The sequence below is a fragment of the Armatimonas rosea genome, assembly GCF_014202505.1.
In the GTDB taxonomy this organism is placed as follows: domain Bacteria; phylum Armatimonadota; class Armatimonadia; order Armatimonadales; family Armatimonadaceae; genus Armatimonas; species Armatimonas rosea.
Map to the genome: position 1 here is coordinate 66,510 of NZ_JACHGW010000008.1, position 18,812 is coordinate 85,321.

Genomic DNA, 18,812 nt, shown 5'->3' on the forward strand with positions numbered 1-18,812 from the left:
TTAGGAATATTGGTAATGTCTAAGTTTACGGAAAAAGATAAGGCACGCCTCGATGAGCTGATCTCGCGCTACCCGACCAAGAAGGCGGCGCTGCTACCGTCGCTCTGGGTGGCGCAAGAGGTGTACGGCGGCTGGCTCCCGCTGGAGGCCATGGACGAAGTGGCGCAGCACCTGGAGCTCCCGACGGCCGATGTGCAGGGTGTGGCCACGTTCTACACCATGTACAACAAAGAGCCGCGCGGCCAGCACGCCATCGAGATCTGCCACAATGTCAGCTGCATGGTGCTCGGTGCCGAGCAGCTGATCCAGCACTGTGAGCGCAAGCTCGGGGTCTCCGCGACCGGCGAGACCACGGCCGATGGGGTCTTCACCCTGGCGCGGGTCGAGTGCTTGGGCGCGTGCTGCAATGCTCCTGCCGTGCAAGTGGGCGGAACCTACTACGAGAATGTCACCGCCGAGCAGATGGACGCGCTTTTAGAAAAACTCAAGAGCGCCCCGAGCGAGGTGGTCACCCCGCCCCAGTCTGCCATGCCTGAGATGAGGAAGTTCTAGCCATGAGTGAGCAACCCCAGCTTCTGTACAAACACCGTCATGTTCCTGGCATCAACACCATCGATGTCTGGATGGCGCACGGCGGCTACGAGAACTTTAAAAAAGCCCTCGCGATGGAGCCCGATGCGGTGATCGAGGAAGTGAAAGTCTCCGGCCTGCGTGGGCGCGGGGGCGCGGGCTTCCCGACCCATATCAAGTGGAACGCTGTCCCCAAGAACCGCGATGTCGAGCACTATCTGATTATCAATGCGGATGAAGGGGAGCCAGGGACTGCCAAAGACCGTGATCTGATGAACGGCCTGCCGCACCTACTGGTCGAGGGCTGTCTGATCTCCATGCACGCCATCCGGGCGAGCAAGTGCTATATCTACATCCGCGGCGAGTACATCGAGCCCTGGAAGAGTGTCCAGAAGGCCATCAACGAGGCCTACGAGAAAGGCTTCTGCGGCAAGAATGTCCTAGGCTCCGGGCTGGACTTTGACATCTACACCCACCTCGGGGCGGGGGCCTACGAGTGCGGCGAGGAGTCCGCGCTGATGAGCTCCCTGATGGGCGAGCGAGGTATGCCGCGCATGAAGCCGCCCGCCGCGCCCCTGCCGATGATCTCCGGTGCGTGGAAGCGACCCAGCGTGGTCAACAATGTCGAGACGGTATCGACCTTGTTGCCCATTATCGAGCTGGGTGGTGCCAAGTACGCCGAGATCGGCTATGGCTCACCGCGCTCGCGGGGCACCAAGCTCTTCTCCATCTCGGGCCATGTCGAGAAGCCTGGGGTCTACGAGATCGTGCTGGGGACGCCGTTTAGCGAGGTGCTGGAGCTCTGCGGTGGGGTTCGCAAGGGCCACACGCTCAAGACCTACATCCCCGGGGGGTCGTCGATGGGCTTTGCGCCGCCCACCCCGCTGGACTACCCCTTCGACTACGAGGGCATCCCCGCCAATACGAAGACCCTGGGGCTGGGCTCGGGCGGGCTGATTGTCTTTGACGAGACGACGCCCATCGTGCCCATCACGCAGCGGCTGGTGGATTTTTATCATCACGAGAGCTGCGGCAAGTGCACCCCCTGTCGTGAGGGGCTTAACTGGCTCCACAAGATCTACGGGCGCATTGTCGCCGGGGCAGGCAAGGAGAGCGATATCGACCTGATCTGGGATATCTGCGACAGTATCCGCGGCAAGAGCTTCTGCGCACTGGGCGAGGGAGCGATCTGGCCGGTGATGACGAGCTTGCTGCTCTTTAGAGACGAGTACTTGGCCTACATTCGGGGCGGGAAGGACGCGATGACCGATCTGACGACGATCGGTCTGTAGGGCTCTCCGATGGTCAAGGGCCAGAAGGTGATGGTGGTGATGCCCGCCTACAACGCCGCAAGGACTCTGGAGAAGACCCTCTCCGAGATTCCGAGCGATATTGTGGACGAGGTCCTTCTGGTGGACGACTGCTCGAAAGACGAGACCGTGGCGGTGGCGCAGAAGTTGGGGATTCCATATGTGGTGCACCCGAAGAACCGGGGCTACGGCGGCAACCAGAAGACCTGCTACACCGAGGCGCTGAAGCGAGGGGCGGAGATTGTTGTGATGCTCCACCCGGACTACCAGTACACGCCCAAGCTGATTGGGGCGATGACTTGGTTGGTGGCATCGGACGAGTTTGATGTGGTGCTGGGCTCGCGGATCTTGGGGAGCGGTGCGCTCAAGGGGGGGATGCCCTACTGGAAGTACGCCGCCAACCGCTGGCTGACCGGCGCGGAGAATGTCCTGCTGGGCATGAAGCTCTCGGAGTACCACACCGGGTACCGGGCGTTCTCGCGTAAGGTGCTGGAGACCCTCCCGCTGGAGGAAAATAGCGACGATTTTGTCTTTGACAACCAGATGCTGGCGCAGGCGGTGCGCTTCGGGTTTCGGATCGGGGAGATCTCCTGCCCGACCAAGTACTTCCCCGAGGCATCGTCGATTAACTTCAAGCGCTCGGTAATCTATGGTCTAGGGGTGCTCGGGACGGCGGTGGCCTACCGGTTGCATGTGTGGGGCGTGAAGCGCTCGAAAATCTTTGAGGACGGGGGCAAGAAATTGCCCGGCGCGGTAAGAGAACAATAGCTATGGCGGACGAGAAACGAGAACAGACGCCGCAGGAAAAGGCGGACGCGGCGAAGGCCGTGGCGGATCAGGACAAGGCAGCGGCGGCGGGAGTCGAGCTGGTGAACCTGGTGGTGGACGGCGCACCGGTGGCGGTGCCCAAGGGAACCCTGGTGATCGAGGCGGCGTTTCGCGCCGGGAGCGATGTGCCCTACTTCTGCTACCACCCACGCCTCACCAGTGTCGGGGCTTGCCGCATGTGTCTGGCGAGTGTCGAGCTTGAGATGTTTGGGCAGCGGCGCGCCAGTATCATGGCCACCTGCACGATCCCCTGCTCCGAGGGCATGGTGGTCAAGACCCAGACCCCCGAGGTCAAGAAGGCCCAGAACGGGATTCTGGAGCTGCTGCTGGCCAACCACCCGCTGGACTGCCCGATCTGTGACCGTGGCGGTGAGTGCCCGCTGCAGAACATGACGATCTCCTACGGCCCCCCGACCAGCCGCTACACCGAGGAGAAGCGCCACTACCCCAAGGCCAAGCCCATCTCGGACTATGTCGTGCTGGACCGCGAGCGCTGCATCACCTGTATGCGCTGCACCCGCTTCGCCGACGAGATCGCCGGCGATGGCAAGCTGGACCTGATCAACCGCGGTGCCCAGACCGAGATCGGCCCCTTTATGGGCGCGAGCTTCGACTCCAACTTCTCGGGCAACACGATCGAGATCTGTCCGGTCGGGGCGCTGACCAGCCGCCAGTTTCGCTTTAAGGGCCGCCCGTGGGAAGTGAAGTCCGTGGACTCGGTCTGCTCCAAGTGCGGCAATGGGTGCAATATCGCCGTCGGCCATCGCCTCGGGGAGCTGGTGCGCATCAACGCCCGCACCAACGAGGAGATCAACGAGGAGTGGACCTGCGACCGCGGCAAGTTCGGCCACGCGTATGTCAATAGCGAGGAGCGCCTGACCACGCCGCTGATCCGCGACATGGACGGCAAGCTCCAGCCTGCTAGCTGGGACGCTGCCCTGACCAAGATTGTCGAGGCGCTCAAGCACTACAAGCCCGAGCAGATCGGTGGGATCGGCTCGACGCGGGCGACGCTCGAAGACAACTATCTCTTTGCCAAGCTGCTCAAGGGAGCGATTGGGACGGCCCATGTCGGGCATCAAATGCACCCGTACCCGCTGATCCCGATGCAGACCAGTATCGCCGAGCTGGAGAGTGCGAAGAAAATTATCTCGGTTGGCATGAAGCTGGAAGACGACCAGCCGATTGTCTACCTGCGGGTGCACAAGGCGCGTAGCAAGAAGGGCGCGAGCTGGGTTCAGGCCGCGACGGTCGCTGAGGCGATCGAGAGCCTGAGCGAGGGCGCGGTCCTGCTCCTGCCTCACACGCTCTCGGAGGCGGACTACGCCGCTGCGCAGGCCGCGTGTGCGGAGAAGAGCGCAAAGCTCAATATCCTCCTGCCCGATGCCAACTCCTGGGGAGCCGTGAAGGCGGGTGTCACCGGCGGCGAGCTCGCGCAGATTCTCTCCGGTAACCTAAAGATGCTCTATATCTTGGGCTCCGACCCGGTTGTGCGGTATCATGACCCGGCAAAAGCGCGGGAGGCTGTCGCGAAGGCGGAGTTTGTGGTGGTGCAGGAGCTCTTCCTCACCGAGACCGCAAAGCTCGCTAGTGTGGTGCTCCCTGCCGCAAGCTTTGCCGAGAAAGACGGCACCTTCGTCAATATCGAGGGCCGCGAGCAGAAGATCAAGCAGGCAATCGCGCCGCGTGGCGACTCCCGCCCGGACTGGCGCATTCTTGCCGATCTGCTGGCCCGCCTCGGGAAAGCGCAGCCGTACTTCTCGGCGCGCGACATCTACCGCGAGTGGGAAAAGGCGCAAGGGTAGTCAGAGATTATGGATATCTGGCAGCAACTATTCGTCCTGCCGGGCGACAAGATTGAGTGGTGGGCCGAGGTGGTCCGCTCCGTCCTCCGACTGGTGATCGCGCTGGTGGGGGGGCTGGGGTCGGTGCCTATCTTGGTCTGGCTGGAGCGCCGGCTTCTGGGCTGGTACCAGGGGCGCTTGGGGCCCAACCGTGTGGGGCCGCAGGGCCTCCTCCAGCCCCTCGCCGATGCGCTCAAGCTCATCACCAAAGAGGACATCACCCCCACCAATGTCGATAAGATCCTCTACTACATGGCGCCTGGGGTGGCACTTGCTCCCGTGATCATGTCCCTGACCGTGCTTCCTTGGGGGAGCTCACGGGACTGGGGAGCGGTTGCGCCGCGCCTCGACACCGGCGGAATCCTGCTGCTCTTGGCCATCGCCTCCATCGAGGTCTATGGCGTGATCCTAGCGGGGTGGTCGTCGAATAACAAGTACTCGCTACTGGGGAGCCTCCGTGCGGCGTCGCAAGTGATCTCCTACGAGCTAGGAATGGGCCTCTCGATCCTGGCGGTCCTGCTCATGGCCGGCCAGGTCAGCACGATTGGCATTGTCCAGCACCAGGGAGTCTTTGAGCTGGGCCCGGATGGCGTCAGCGGCTACCCCATCGGGGAGTCTGCCTACACCTGGGCACCACAGGCCGTGAGCTCGGGCTTCTGGAACTGGCACTTCTTGGCCTTCTTCCCGCTTGGGCTAGTGGCCTGTGGCATCTATCTTATCTCGATGCTGGCCGAGACCAACCGCGCCCCCTTCGACCTTCCCGAGGCCGAGACCGAGCTGGTGGCCGGCTTCCACACCGAGTACAGCTCCTTCAAGTTCGCGATGTTCTTCATGGGGGAGTATGCCAACATGGGCATTGTCTCCGCCATTGCGATCGTCCTCTTCTTCGGGGGCTACCTTGCGCCCTGGGGGCCGCTGGGCCACATCCCGATGAGCGTCTTCGGAGTGCCGGTCTGGGCGAGCCTACCGGGCTGGTTTGTCGATCTGAGCAACACAGGAATTGGGATTCTCTGGCTGGTGCTCAAGTGGTTTGCGCTGATTGGCTTCTTTATCACGGTGCGCGCCACCCTACCCCGCCTGCGCTACGACATGCTGATGAAGCTGGGGTGGAAGGGGATCATCCCCGTGGCCCTGATCAACCTGCTGCTGATCGCCCTCTCGATGGCGCTGCAGCAGACAAAGCTCGGCTGGTTTGGGCACTTTGTGGCGCTGGTTCCCGGTGTGGTGCTTCTGGGCGTGCTCTTCCTCTGGAAAAAATCCAGCTACGAAGCGGCGGCCAAAGAGGCGCTCTCGACCGCGCTGGTGCCTGCTGGAGAGAGTGTCGGGATCGCCCGCCTACCGATCCGCCGCGAGCCTGTCACCGTGAAGATGGCCCCGAGAGTGAGCGAGGACTAGACCATGTCAGATTTCTGGGCAGATGTAAAACAGATAGCGACCGAGGTGGCCGCGCCCTTCAAGGGCTTGGCGACTATCGGGAGCAAGCTAACCGAGAAGAAAACCACGATCGCGTACCCTGAGTTTCGCCGACCGATGGGGGTGCGTGCACGCTGGCGCCATGTCCTCAACCGCTACGACAATGGCATGGAGAAGTGTATCGGCTGCTCGCTGTGTGCGGGTGCCTGTCCTGCCAATGCGATCCTCGTGGTGGCGGACGAGAACAAAGACAACGCCCGCTACTCGCCGGGGGAGCGCTACGCCAGCCGCTACGAGATCAACATGCTCCGCTGTATCTACTGTGGCTTCTGTCAGGAGTCCTGCCCGACCGGAGCGATCGAGCTGAAGGATATCTACGAGCTCGCGGAGGATAGCCGCAAGAAGCTGGTCTACACCAAGGAGATGCTGCTGGTCCCCGATCCAAACCGGGAGAGGGTGGACTAGATGATTCTCTTTTTGATGGTGGCGGCCCTGGCTCTTGTCGCGGCGCTCCTTGTGGTGCTCAACCCCAACCCGGTGCGCTCCGCGCTCTTTCTGGTGGTGAACCTCTTCTGCATTGCGGGGCTCTATCTCCTGCTCAATGCCTACTTCCTCTCCGCGGTGCAGGTGATTGTCTACACCGGGGCGATCATGGTGCTCTTTCTCTTTGTCATCATGCTCCTGAACCTAGGCACCCCGGACCGGTCGCTCAACAAGCTCAAGGCCCAGACCCCGGTGGCGGTCCTGGGAGGGCTCCTGCTGGCGGGAGCGCTGGTCTGGTCCGTGACCAAGGGGACCGCGCCCGTGCCCGTGGAGCAGCATCGCAGTGAAGCTACGGAGAGCCCGGCAGAGAAAAAAGACGAGTCTTCCGAGTCCACTGAGGCCGCGCGTGAGGAGCAGAAAGAGCGAGGACGGGTCGAGCCGGAGCACGAGTCGGCGACTGCGGAGCGCCTGCCGCTGCGTGCAGAGCCGACGGTCGATGGCTACCCGCTGGGCTCGCCGCAGGGGATTGGCAAGACCCTCTACAACCCGAAGCTTCCCTGGCTCTTCCCCTTTGAGCTAACGAGTATTCTCCTGCTGATCGCGGTGATTGGCTCCGTGGTACTGGCGCGCCGGGCCTACGGCGAGGAGGCGACAAAATCATGAGCATGGCTGAAGTTCCCCTGTCCTGGTACTTGATTCTCTCCGCGCTGCTCTTTGCAACGGGCGTGGTCGGAGTGCTGATCAAGCGCAACCCGATCGTCATTTTTATGTGTGTCGAGCTCATGCTCAATGCCGTCAACCTGAGCCTGGTGGCCTTTGGCCGCTACCTGGGGGACGCAGGCGGGCAGATGCTCTCAATCTTCGTCATGGCGGTCGCGGCGGCTGAAGTGGCGGTGGGGCTGGGAATCCTCATCGCGATCTTCCGGCTCCGCGATAATATCAACGTTGACGAAACCAACACGATGCGAGGCTAACCTTGGAATTTCTCCCCTGGATCGTCCCGCTGCTACCGCTGGTGGGCTTTCTGATCAACGGCCTCATCGGGGCAAAGCTCCCCAAGACCGTCTCCGGTGGCCTGGCGACACTCCTGCTCTGGGTGGCCTTTGCGTGCTCCCTGGTTCTGCTAGGACAGGTACAGGCAGCAGAGGGCGCAAAGCGCATTTTCTCGTCGGAGTTTGTCTGGTTTGAGGCCGGCAACCTGAGTGTCAGCTTCAAGCTCTCCATCGACACGCTCACGGCACTGATGCTCCTGATCATCACCGGAGTCGGGGCGCTGATCCATGGCTACTCGATGGGCTACATGAGCCACGAGAAGAACTACAGCCGCTACTTTGCCTACCTCAACCTCTTTGTCTTCTTCATGCTCTTGCTCGTCATGAGCAGCAACCTGGTCGGGATGTTTGTCGGCTGGGAGGGAGTCGGGCTGGCATCGTACTTGCTGATCGGCTTCTGGCAGGAGAAGAAGTCCGCCACCGATGCGGGCAAGAAAGCCTTCATTGTCAACCGAATCGGGGACGCCGCGTTTCTGATCGCGCTGTTTCTGATCTTCCGCCACTTTGGGACCTTCGAGTTCTACGGCAAGAACGGCATCCTGACCAAAGAGGGAATCGAGGGCGCGAACGCGATCGGCTACGAGCTCGTGGCGACAACGGTCCCGATCCTGCTCTTCCTCGGTGCCTGTGGCAAGAGTGCGCAGATTCCGCTCTATGTCTGGCTCCCCGATGCGATGGAGGGCCCGACCCCGGTCTCCGCACTGATCCATGCCGCGACCATGGTGACCGCGGGTGTCTACCTGCTCTGCCGCACCCACGTGCTCTTTCTCATGTCGCCCAGTGCGATGACCCTCGTGGCCATTGTCGGCCTGCTGACAGCGCTCCTGGCAGCTAGTATCGGCCTGGCGCAGAACGACATCAAGAAAGTCCTCGCCTACTCGACTGTCTCGCAGCTCGGGCTGATGTTCTTGGCCTGTGGCACCGGCGCGTTTGGCGCGGCGATGTTCCATGTCACGACCCACGCCTTCTTCAAGGCCCTGCTCTTCCTGGGCTCCGGCTCGGTGATCCATGCGATGGGCGGCGAGCAGGACATGCGCCAGATGGGTGGGCTTGCCAAGAAGCTCCCAACCACCTACCTGACCATGTTTGTGGGGACCCTGGCGATCTCGGGGATCCCGGGGCTGGCGGGCTTCTTCTCCAAGGACGAGATCCTGCTCAATGCCTTTGGGGGAGTGGGCGGAAGCCCTCTACTCTGGGCGGGTGGCCTGCTGGTCTCGGCGATGACCGCTTTCTACATGTGGCGCATGATGGCCAAGACCTTCCTGGGTGAGTTCCGCGGCACCGAGGAGCAAGCGCACCACCTACATGAGTCGCCGGTCTCCATGACCGCACCGCTAGGTATCCTGGCGCTTCTCTCCGCACTGGGTGGCCTCCTCAACCCCGCCGCGCTTAAGCCCTTGGGCGTGAGCCTGCCCGATACCTTTGGCCACTTCCTCGGCGAGAATGTCGAGTGGCGCACCGAGGCCAATGCCCTGCATGTCTCGTCGGAGCTGATGCTCCTGATCGCCTCCGCGGCTGTCGCGGTGGTGGTCTCCTTCCTCGCGTGGAGCCGGGTCAAGGCGGCCAAGAACGGCGAGCTCCTCACCGAGAAGCAGCGGGAGAGCGGCTGGTACCAGCTGGTCTACGACAAGTGGCGGGTCGATGAGTTCTACAATGACTTTTTTGTCCACCGGGGCAAGCTTCTGGCAAACTGGCTCTGGCGGGTAATCGACCTACGCGGGATCGATGGTCTAGTGCAAGGGGTGAGCAATGGCTTTGCTGGGCTCTCCAATCAGCTCGCACGCTTCCAGAGTGGCTATGTCCGAAGCTACGCCCTGACCATGCTGGTGGGCGTGGTGCTCGTGATCCTGACATCGCTGCTGGGCCGGGGAGGGAAATAAACCATGTCACTTCTGACCTATCTCATCCTGGTCCCTGCACTGGCCGCGCTCCTTATCGCCTTTCTGCCACGGGCACAGGCGCGTCTGATCGCCTGCCTTGGTGTTGCTGTTACTTTCCTCCTCTCGCTTCTTCTGCTCCGCGGAACTCCGAATCTGGCGGGCTTCTACGAGAGCACGCTCCAGAAGAGCACCTGGCTACCTGTACTGGGAATTAGCTACCAGGTGGGGGTCGATGGTATTGGGGCGCTCTTGGTGGTCCTGACGGGGCTCCTCGCCGCCCTCGCGGTGATCACCCCCTTCAAGGTCGCGGAGGGCAAGGAGAAGACCTACTTTGGGGCGCTCCTGCTGCTGGAAGCCACCCTGATCGGGGCGTTCTCTGCGCTGGACCTGATCCTGTTCTATGTCTTCTTCGAGGCCTGTCTGATCCCGGTCTGGTTCCTGATGGGAGTCTTTGGGGGAGAGAAGGCGACCAAGGCCCTGATGAAGTTCTTCATCTACACCGTGGTCGGCTCTCTGGTGATGCTGGCCGCGATTATCTGGCTGGGGGCACGCTACCAGAGCTTTGACTTCCTGCTGATTCAGGCAAGTCTCGCCAAGACACCCCTCATGGGGATGCTGGGGGTCTGGCTGATGCTGGGCTTCGCAGTCGCCTTTGCTATCAAGACCCCGCTCTTTCCCTTCCACTCCTGGCAGCCGGAGGCCTACGCCGCTTGTCCTACCGCGGGGGTCGTGCTGGTCTCGGGAGCGATGGCGAAGCTGGGAACCTACGGCTTCTACCGCTTCTGCCTCATGCTCTTCCCCGATGCCGCCCGTACCTATGCGCCGCTGTTTATCGGCCTCGCTGTCACCGGGATTCTCTACGGCGCGGTTGTCGCGGCGATGCAGCGGGATGTCAAGCGCCTGATCGCGTACTCATCGATTAGCCACCTGGGCTATGTCGTGCTGGGGCTCTTCTCAGGGAGCGCCCAAGGGGTCTCGGGGGCGCTGCTGCAGATGATCAACCACGGTGTCACGGTTGGGGGCCTGTTCCTGGTGCTGGGCCTGATCGAGGAGCAGACTGGGACGCTGCGCATCCGTAGCCTCGGCGGGCTCTGGGACAAGGTGCCGGTCCTGGCGCGGGTCTTTCTGATCCTGACCCTGGCGTCGGTGGCCCTGCCGCTGACCAATGGCTTTGTGGGAGAGTTCTTGATCCTGCTAGGCACGTTCCAGACCTACCCGGGTGCGGCGGCTCTGGCGACAACGGGGGTGATCTGGTCGGCGGTCTACATGCTCTGGATGTTCCAGCGCGTGGTCTATGGAGCCGCCCGCACCGAGCATCCCATGAACGATCTTACGGGTATCTCACGTATCGTGCTGAGCGTGGTGGTCGTGCTGGTCTTTGTGCTGGGGGTCTACCCCCGTGCCTGCCTCGATCTGATACGCCCCGGGCTCGTGGTCGCGGCACCGACGGAGGACAAGTAGTCATGACAGAGACACTGGAGAACCTACAGGCGCTACTGGCCCCGCTGGTAGTGCTGATCTGCGGGATGCTTGTCCTGCTCCTAGACCTGCGCCGGAAGGCATTTGCCGAGCGCAAGTCGCTGGCTCTGACCTGCTTTGTTGGGCTGGCCCTCGGTGCCTTTGCGACCCTACCGGGTCTGGGAGCCGCGGCTCTCTCGGGGATCAAGCTGCAGGCCGCGGATCAGTCCCTCACCCGACTCTTCGGCGGGGGGATGACGGTTGATGGGTTTAGCTCCCTGCTGAGCCTCACTCTTTGCCTTGTCGCCGCACTGACCATCGGGATGTCGGGGCGGTATCTCGAAGATAAGAAGCTCCCCTTTGGCGAGTTCTACGCACTAGTCCTCTTTGCTACCGCGGGGGCCATGGTCATGGTCAGTGCGCTGGACCTGGTCAATGTCTTTGTGGGGCTTGAGGTGCTCTCGGTCGCGCTCTACATCCTCGCGGGCTACGCTCGCCGTGAGCTGCGCTCGGAGGAGTCCGCGGTAAAGTACTTCCTCCTGGGAGCGTTTGCGTCTGGTTTCCTGCTCTATGGAATCGCTCTGGTCTACGGCGCAGTGGGGATTGCGGTGCGCTCGGGGGCACTCGGTTCAATCCCTGGCTCGTTCACCAGTCTGATTACCCTCACCGAGGCACTCCATGGAACGGCAGGTACGGAAGCGGCTCTGGGACACTCCCCGCTCTTTCTGGCGGGAATCGCGCTGATCCTAGTGGGCCTTGGATTTAAGGCATCGCTCGTTCCTTTCCACTCCTACGCGCCCGATGTCTACCAGGGTGCCCCGGCTCCGATCGCGGCGTTTATGTCCGCCGCCGCCAAGATCGGGGCCTTTGTGGTCCTGGTCCGGCTCCTCATGCCCTTCGCGGAGCCGGGGGTTGGTGGGGAGGTCGTGCGTAACGCCTTGGTGGGAATCGCGGTCGCGACCATGCTGGTGGGAAATATCCTCGCCATTCGCCAGACTAACCTCAAGCGCATGCTCGCGTACTCGTCGGTGGCACACGCGGGCTACCTGCTCGTCGGCGTGATCGCGGCGAGCACTCCCAGTGCGAGTGGGCGGATCAGTGCACTGGCTGCCGATAGCGTTGGGTTCTACTTGCTGGCCTACTCCCTCATGAACCTGGGAATCTTCGCCGTGACGGTCTGGCTGGGACGCTCAGGCGAAGAGGAGTTCTGTGAGATCGGTCGTTTTGCGGGGCTAGCTCGCCGCAACCCGGCGGCTGCCGCTGTGGTGACCATCCTCATGCTCTCGCTGGCGGGGATTCCGCTAACCGCAGGCTTCCTCGGGAAGTTCTACCTCTTCTACGCCGCGATGCAGGCAGGGCTGGTCTGGCTGGCAGCAGTGGGGCTGGTAATCAGTGTGATCGGGCTGGTGTACTACCTGAACCTTGTGGTGCAGATGTACTTCCGCGAGCCCGCCGACGATACCAACCCGGAGCTACGGGCGGGGGCTGCCAAGAACGTGGCGGTTGTCTGCGCCGTGCTGCTTCTTGTCCTAGGGATTCTCCCCTCAGGGATTCTTGGGCCGACCCGGATCACGGACAACCTCCAGCTCATGGGAGCGACCATCACCGACCCTGGGATGGCGGCCGGCCGGCCTCGTCCTGGTGGGGGTGGCCCCGCCGCGCCCCGTCCGGGCAACGCGCCCAATGCGGCTCCCGCCCCCGGCGGAGCGCCCCAATAAGTAAAGTCCCCCCGGTGCGAGCCGGGGGGACTTTTTATTTTCCTTTGAACGTGCAGTGGTCGCGGTGTGGCCTAAAGAATGGGAGGAAGTGCTCCTTGTGCCGCACCCCAATAAAGAGCGCCAGTCCCCCCAGAACGACGACTACCGGGAGCCCCTTGGGATCGAAGAACAGATCGTAGAGGGCGATATTGACCAAGATCGGTCCCAAGACAAGCAGGCCTAGGGGAGCGAGCCGCCCCCCCAGGATCAGCGCTCCGCCGATCATCTCCAGCGCCTTGACCACGTGCAGATAGCCGGTGCTACTCAGCAGCCCGAGAAACTCCTCCGCCTTGGGATTGGTCGGGGGCATCGGCAGAAAGTGCAGGAACCCATTGGCCCCAAAGACCAGAAATGCAAGGCTCAGGACGACCTTGGCAGCCGCGACGGGGAGATTCTTCGGCCCAACGGTCTCAGCTACCACGGCAGGCGGTCTTGCTTGTGGAAGTAGCCACCCGTGGGGCCATCGGCAGGGAGGGTCGCCAGCCAGACACTGGTCTCCGCGCCCTCGGAGACCTCAAGCATTGCCCCTTCGCCGCCGAGCTCGGTCTTGACCCAGCCGGGGTGGGCGGCATTCACCTTGATCCCTGTTGGCTCCAGCTCACGGGCCAGGTGCACCGTGTACATGTTGACCGCCGCTTTCGACGCCCCGTAGGCCGCGGCAAACCCGGAGGCACCGTAGATAGGGGAGCCGGGCGTGGTTGCCATGGTCAGGGAGCCCAGGATGCTGGTCAGGTGGACGATCCGGCCGGCGTCGCTCTTTTGGAGTAGCGGCAGAAAGGCTTGCGTGGTCTCGACCAGCCCAAAGAGGTTGGTCTCAAAGGTCCAGCGCCAGTGGGCGAGGTCTTCCGTGGTCGTGGGCTTGTTGAAGGTCCCCAGCCCCGCGTTGTTGACCAGAATATCCAGCTTGCCCTCTGCTGCCTCAATGGTTGCGACTGCCGCAGCAATGCTCGCGGTATCCGTGACATCGAGCTGGAGGGTGTGGACTGCGCCCGTGATGGTCTTTGCCGCTGCCTCGCCCCTTGCAAGATCACGCGATCCCAGATAGACCGTGATCCCCTGCGCGGCGAGCTGCCGTGCGGTCTCTAGACCAATACCCTTGTTTGCGCCGGTAACCAGCGCGACTGTTGTGTTTCCCATGCCCTCTAGTACAGCCAGCTCTCCGGGCGGTTCCCTGGCCTTTCGGGCAGGCTAGCCAAAGAGCCCCGGCGTGTCGAGGCGCTCGATATGGGTGAGCCTATGGACAATCCGAGGGCGCTCGAAGTCGGGGTGGGTGGTGGTGACCCGCTCGACACTCGCCCGCACGAGCCCTGCCAGCGGGATGCCCCGGAGCTGCAAGGCGCGGGCCTTGTCCACCCGGAGCGTGTAGGGCTGCTGGTCGCTCCCACACAGGATCTTGCACGAGCCCGCGACGATTGTCCCGGTCTGGAGCTCGCCGGTCAGGACGATATTCTCGACCTTGGTATGGGCATCGTCGAACCAGACCTGCCGCTCGGTGGCGTGGCGCGGGGTGAGCACGCCGGGCTGCGCGAGGTTCTTGGTGCGGAAGGTCATCACCAGCTGCTGGGCCGCGATCTGCTTCATCACCTGGACATAGCTACGCCGCACCGAGTCGTTGGTCAGGTGGCTGCTGATCTGCTCGTGGGTCGCGTTGTCGTCGAGCATCTGCGCCAGCAGGTCTGCGGGGGTCTCGGGGTCCAGCTCGATCAGCTCAATCTGCCCTGTCTCGGCCTCGGTCTCCGGGACCAGGTAGAACGGCAGGCAAAACGCGCCGGGCTGGGTGGCAACCCCGGCCTGGAGGGTGAAGGGCTGGGTGGGAGTCAGGCGCTTGACCATCAGCTGGATATTGCGTAGCAGCTCCGCCAGCACCGCGAAGTCCATGCGCTGGTGGGCGACCCCAGCTCCCTCCCAGAGAATCTCCCCATCCGGCTCGCCCGCCTGCGCCACAGGAGTGGGCACGGCAAGAGGCTTCGGTTCCGGGCTGGGCGGAGGAAGCACGACGGGAACCTCAACCTCAATCTCAACCGGAGGCTCTGCCTCTGAGTCAGGCTCAGTGGCAATGGGTTCTGGAGCCGCAACTACAGGAGCGGCTAGTGGCTCGTCGTCGTCAAAGAGGCCGCCCAGAGAGGGCGGAGAAGGGGGGGAGGGGTCTCGTCGCATGGGTTTACGTTTCTGCTTGCTCTTAGTTCGGGAAATCCCTCCCCGATTCCTACCCGTAAAAGACATAGCCTTGTCTGATACACTAAGAAGCAAGGAGTGACAAAGATGCTTTCAACCGATGCCGATAAGGCCCTCTGGCTTGCGATTCTCGGCAAGGATGCCAAGGGAGTGGCGCTTGCTGCCCAACAAGGAGCGGATCTAAACGGGCGGGTGCCCCAGCTGAGCGTGAGTGTCGCGCTACAGATACAGCATAGCCTGGCAAAGGAGCACGATACCCCGGTAGACGAGCGTACACAGGTTGCTCTCACAGAACATGCCCTCAGTACCTTGCAGCGTGACCCACGCTCTCGCGATCACTTCACCGAGGCTACGTGGTCGCCCTTGTTGGTCGCGTGCCACTACGAGCTCGCCGAGGTTCGCAATGCCTTGCTCGCTGCCGGGGCCAATCCCGACGAAGCCGATGAGACGGGGCTGACACCGTTGCTAATCGCGGTACGGAAGGGCGACACGGAGGCGACACGAGCGCTTTTGGAGGCGGGGGCAGATCCCAATCACTCCCAGCCAAGAGCAGAACGTGGTGTGGGTGCGCAGGGGCATAGCCCGCTGGTACGGGCGGCCGGCGATGGCAACCTCGCGCTGGTGGAGCTGCTACTCGCTCATGGTGCGGAAGTGGATAGGCCCAACAGCGCAGGGCAGACCGCGCTCCTAGCCGCCTGTGGTCGTCCCCATGGAGCCGTGAGCTGGAGCGATCTCAGCGAGAGAGAGGACCGCGAAGAGACCTCGGGCGATCTCGTTGCGACGATGGCCGCCATGACGGAGCAGCTAGGAAAGCGGCGTGCGCCCGAGGAGCGTGTTGGGGACTGGGACGCGATTGTGACACTCTTGCTGGAGCGTGGCGCAGATATTGAGACGGAGGTTGAGGGAGAGTACCCGATAGTTGGGTTTGGGCTGACTGGGACACCCCTGATTCAGGCAGCAGGGCGCGGCGATCTCCCTCTTGTCGAGAAACTCCTCACCGCAGGCGCAGCGCCCCGTGCTGCGGGTGGAACCAGCCCTCTCCATGCCGCGCTCCAAGGAGCAGGATCGCTAGCGGTTCTCCAGCGCCTGCTGGACGCTGGCGCGGACCCTAATGTGCGCGATAGTGAGCCAACACCAGTTGTGGGGCTCGCCGCCCGCTCGGGGAACATGGAGGCTCTAAAGCTCCTGCAAGCGTCTGGGGTAGACATCCATCAGCGTGGGGAGAAGTCGGGGGGAACCCTGCTTCATGTTGCGGCGGACACCGGAAAGACCGAGGTGCTTGCCTACCTGCTAGACCAAGGACTGGAGTGTGATGCCCCCATGATCCGGCCATCACACACCGAACATACACAGAAGCTCCGTGATACGCTTGAGAAGCTCAAACGCGAGCCCCAGTCGTCTGTCTTACAAGAGGCTCTAGCGGCACCCCCTGAGACACCGGAGCCCCCCATCGAGGGAGTGACTCCTCTCATGGTAGCGGCGGTGCGTCACCGAACCGAAGCGGTTGCTCTCTTGCTGGAGCGTGGGGCCGACCCGCACCGGCGTGACAGTGCGGGCAAGACTGCACGTGACTATGTCCTATCGTCCGCGGAGCAGTTCCAGAGCAAGCGGGGTAAGGTGCAGGAGCTGATACAGCGCGATATTAAGCAAGACCTGGGAGATACCCTCGAGAAGCTCCCCGAGGCAACAAGGGCGGGACTGGACGAGCAGATGCAGAAGTTTCAGGCCACGTTTACGGGCATGTTCGACCAGATGTTTACCAAAAAACACCAAGCTGCTGAGGCGACTCTCGCACTGTTTCCAGAGAACTAGGCACGTGGCGAGGTAGACTCCTCCCATGCGTATCGTTCTTGCTACCTTGGGCTCCTTTGGTGACCTGCACCCCTTTCTTGCTGTCGGGCGGGGGCTGGTTGCGCGGGGGCACACGGTGACTCTGGCGTCGTGCCCGCAGTACCGCGCCAAGGTGGAGGCGGCGGGGCTGCGCTTCGCTCCGCTCCGGCCCGATGCACCCGCGCCGGAAGATGCCAGCGAGCTCGCCCGTAAAGTGATGGACGCGCGCGAGGGCACCCGTACGGTGCTGAAAGACTGGGTCATGCCGGTCCTGCGGGAGACCTACGCGGATCTAGCGGCCGCCTGCGACGGCGCGGACTTGCTAGTCAACCACACGATTGTCTTTCCGGGGCCGCTCCTGGCGCAGAAGACGGGCCTCCCTTTTCTCTCGGCGGTGCTCCAGCCGATTGTGTTTTTCTCCGAGTACGACCCCTGTGTCCCGCCGACCACGCCGCGCTGGCAGGGCTTTGCGCGGCTCCCAAGGCCGCTGGTGCGGGCGGCGTACCGGCTGGGCTGGCGCATGACCCGGCCCTGGCTCGCGCCGGTCGATGCCTTTCGCGCCGAGCTGGGGCTCCCCCCCGACCCGCGCCACCCGCTGATCGAGGGACAGTTCTCGTCGCGGGGGACTCTTGCTCTCTTCTCGGCGGCGCTGGCCGCACCCCAGCCCGACTGGCCGATAAATACCGTCCAGACCGGCTTTGCCTTCTACGACTCCCTCGATGGCAAGACCGAGGCGCTCCCCGCCGCGCTGGAGACCTTTCTGGCGAGCGGGGAGCCGCCCGTTGTCTTCACGCTTGGCTCGTCGGCGGTGATGACCGCAGGGAATTTCTTTGAGCAGGCGGTGGAGGCCACGAAGACGCTCGGTTGCCGTGCGGTCTTGCTGACGGGGCGCGACCAGCCGGTGCCTCCAAACCTGCCCGCGAGCATCCTGGCCGTGCCCTACGCGCCGCACTCGCGCCTCATGCCACGGGCTGCGGTCAATGTGCACCAGGGAGGGGTGGGGACCACGGGGCAGGCGCTGCGAGCCGGCAAGCCGCAGGTGGTTGTCCCCTTCGCCCACGACCAGCCCGACCACGCCGCCCGTATCACTCGCGCGGGCTTGGGTGCGACCGTCTACCGCGACTCCTGCACGGCCCGAACCCTCGCTGCCGCCCTCCAGCCCCTCTTGAGAGATGCCGCCCTGCAAGAGCGGTGCCGCATGGTGGGAGAGCAGCTCCAGCAAGAAGACGGTGTCGCACGCGCCTGCGAGGCGATCGAGCGCGGGCATTAAAATACCCGACTTGCCCATGGGGAGCGCCCCGTGGGCGCGGAGAGTATTGTGTGCTGTGCGTCCCCGGGACGCTCCCAACCCGAGGCGGGGATTGGAAATCCCCGCCTCTCCTCGAGCTCTGGTAAAATAGACACGATGAGACGCTCCCCCCAACTGATGATTGCGCTGGTGATTGCTGTTGTCAGCACGATCAGCTACTTCGGCAACCGCACCAACAACGAGTACACCGGCAAGGTCCAGCACCTGGCAATGACCACCGACCAGGAGATCGCGGTGGGGCTACAGTCGGCACCTGAGATGGAGGCGCAGTACGGCGGGGAGAGCCGCGACCGAGCGGCGGTGGCGAAGGTCCAGGAGGTGGGCCAGCGGCTCCTCAGCCGGGCGATCAAGCAGACTCCCTACAAGTTCCAGTTCCACCTGCTCGCCGACCGAAACACGGTCAATGCCTTCGCGCTCCCCGGCGGCCAGGTCTTTATCACCGAGGCGCTCCTGCGAAAGCTCCACACCGAGGGCGAGCTTGCCGGGGTGCTGGGGCATGAGATGGGCCATGTGGTCGCGCGGCACGGGGCACAGCAGCTTGCCAAGCAGCAGCTCAGCCAGGGCCTGGTCGGGGCGGCGGGCGTGGCGGCCTACGATCCCAACAACCCCTCACGGAGCGCGGCAACGACGCAGATGGCCGCGCTGGTGGCATCCACGGTCAAGATGAAGTTTGGGCGGGGCGATGAGCTAGAGGCCGACGAGCTTGGGGTGCGCTTCCTCCCCGCGGCCGGCTACGATCCCCGCGCGATGATCGGGGTGATGGAGACACTCCAGTCGGTGGGCGGGGGGCGACAGCCGGAGTTTTTCAGCACGCACCCCAACCCAGAGCACCGGATTGAGAAGATCAAGGCCGCCATCGAGCGCGAGTTCGCTAGCGGTATCCCCACCGGCCTGGAGCCCTAG

The 18,812-nt window shown here is 63.2% G+C and carries 17 protein-coding genes; 14 read left to right on the forward strand and 3 right to left on the reverse strand.

What is annotated here, in order from left to right; all coding sequences use genetic code 11:
- The first annotated feature begins 15 nt into the window (after positions 1–15).
- From HNQ39_RS27460 to HNQ39_RS27510, 11 genes are read left to right on the forward strand one after another with little or no spacing between them, the layout of a single operon-like run.
- Positions 16–552 (forward strand): NADH-quinone oxidoreductase subunit NuoE family protein, encoded by a 537-nt coding sequence (locus HNQ39_RS27460; RefSeq protein WP_184203802.1) that lies wholly within the window; start codon positions 16–18, stop codon positions 550–552.
- 2 nt (positions 553–554) lie between these two features.
- Positions 555–1,862 carry an NADH-quinone oxidoreductase subunit NuoF gene (gene nuoF / locus HNQ39_RS27465; RefSeq protein ID WP_184203803.1) on the forward strand — a complete coding sequence of 436 codons (1,308 nt, stop codon included), beginning with the start codon at positions 555–557 and terminating at the stop codon, positions 1,860–1,862.
- A gap of 9 nt (positions 1,863–1,871) precedes the next feature.
- Positions 1,872–2,648, forward strand: coding sequence for a glycosyltransferase family 2 protein (locus HNQ39_RS27470; protein WP_184203804.1), 777 nt, complete (start codon positions 1,872–1,874; stop codon positions 2,646–2,648).
- Positions 2,649–2,650: 2 nt separating this feature from the next.
- Complete coding sequence (gene nuoG, locus HNQ39_RS27475; protein ID WP_184203805.1) at positions 2,651–4,513, forward strand: NADH-quinone oxidoreductase subunit NuoG; 1,863 nt, start codon at positions 2,651–2,653, stop codon at positions 4,511–4,513.
- Positions 4,514–4,522: 9 nt separating this feature from the next.
- On the forward strand, positions 4,523–5,947 hold the full coding sequence (locus tag HNQ39_RS27480; protein ID WP_184203806.1) for a complex I subunit 1/NuoH family protein: 1,425 nt from the start codon (positions 4,523–4,525) through the stop codon (positions 5,945–5,947).
- A 3-nt stretch (positions 5,948–5,950) separates the two neighbouring features.
- Entirely contained in the window at positions 5,951–6,430 is a 480-nt protein-coding gene (nuoI, locus tag HNQ39_RS27485) for an NADH-quinone oxidoreductase subunit NuoI (RefSeq protein WP_184203807.1), read from the forward strand.
- Complete coding sequence (locus HNQ39_RS27490) at positions 6,431–7,111, forward strand: NADH-quinone oxidoreductase subunit J family protein (RefSeq protein ID WP_184203808.1); 681 nt, start codon at positions 6,431–6,433, stop codon at positions 7,109–7,111.
- A gap of 2 nt (positions 7,112–7,113) precedes the next feature.
- On the forward strand, positions 7,114–7,422 hold the full coding sequence (gene nuoK / locus HNQ39_RS27495; protein WP_184203809.1) for an NADH-quinone oxidoreductase subunit NuoK: 309 nt from the start codon (positions 7,114–7,116) through the stop codon (positions 7,420–7,422).
- Between the two features lie 2 nt (positions 7,423–7,424).
- Positions 7,425–9,380 carry an NADH-quinone oxidoreductase subunit L gene (nuoL, locus tag HNQ39_RS27500; protein WP_184203810.1) on the forward strand — a complete coding sequence of 652 codons (1,956 nt, stop codon included), beginning with the start codon at positions 7,425–7,427 and terminating at the stop codon, positions 9,378–9,380.
- A 3-nt stretch (positions 9,381–9,383) separates the two neighbouring features.
- Complete coding sequence (locus HNQ39_RS27505) at positions 9,384–10,841, forward strand: complex I subunit 4 family protein (RefSeq protein WP_184203811.1); 1,458 nt, start codon at positions 9,384–9,386, stop codon at positions 10,839–10,841.
- A 2-nt stretch (positions 10,842–10,843) separates the two neighbouring features.
- The gene (locus HNQ39_RS27510; RefSeq protein WP_184203812.1) at positions 10,844–12,556 is read left to right on the forward strand and encodes an NADH-quinone oxidoreductase subunit N; all 1,713 of its coding nucleotides are present in this window, start codon (positions 10,844–10,846) and stop codon (positions 12,554–12,556) included.
- Positions 12,557–12,590: 34 nt separating this feature from the next.
- Here the strand turns inward: HNQ39_RS27510 and HNQ39_RS27515 are convergent, their stop codons facing one another.
- From HNQ39_RS27515 to HNQ39_RS27525, 3 genes are read right to left on the reverse strand one after another with little or no spacing between them, the layout of a single operon-like run.
- Positions 12,591–13,016 (reverse strand): hypothetical protein, encoded by a 426-nt coding sequence (locus tag HNQ39_RS27515; RefSeq protein ID WP_184203813.1) that lies wholly within the window; start codon positions 13,014–13,016, stop codon positions 12,591–12,593.
- Entirely contained in the window at positions 13,010–13,732 is a 723-nt protein-coding gene (locus HNQ39_RS27520; RefSeq protein WP_184203814.1) for an SDR family oxidoreductase, read from the reverse strand. The genes HNQ39_RS27515 and HNQ39_RS27520 overlap by 7 nt, the downstream gene beginning before the upstream one ends.
- 51 nt (positions 13,733–13,783) lie before the next feature.
- Positions 13,784–14,752 (reverse strand): hypothetical protein, encoded by a 969-nt coding sequence (locus HNQ39_RS27525; RefSeq protein WP_184203815.1) that lies wholly within the window; start codon positions 14,750–14,752, stop codon positions 13,784–13,786.
- A 105-nt stretch (positions 14,753–14,857) separates the two neighbouring features.
- Here HNQ39_RS27525 and HNQ39_RS27530 point away from each other — a divergent pair, with 105 nt between their 5' ends.
- The 3 genes from HNQ39_RS27530 to HNQ39_RS27540 all read left to right on the forward strand — a co-directional run bounded on the left by HNQ39_RS27530 (position 14,858) and on the right by HNQ39_RS27540 (position 18,812).
- Positions 14,858–16,582 (forward strand): ankyrin repeat domain-containing protein, encoded by a 1,725-nt coding sequence (locus HNQ39_RS27530; protein ID WP_184203816.1) that lies wholly within the window; start codon positions 14,858–14,860, stop codon positions 16,580–16,582.
- Positions 16,583–16,607: 25 nt separating this feature from the next.
- Complete coding sequence (locus HNQ39_RS27535; protein ID WP_184203817.1) at positions 16,608–17,870, forward strand: glycosyltransferase; 1,263 nt, start codon at positions 16,608–16,610, stop codon at positions 17,868–17,870.
- Positions 17,871–18,005: 135 nt separating this feature from the next.
- Positions 18,006–18,812, forward strand: coding sequence for a M48 family metalloprotease (locus HNQ39_RS27540; RefSeq protein WP_184203818.1), 807 nt, complete (start codon positions 18,006–18,008; stop codon positions 18,810–18,812).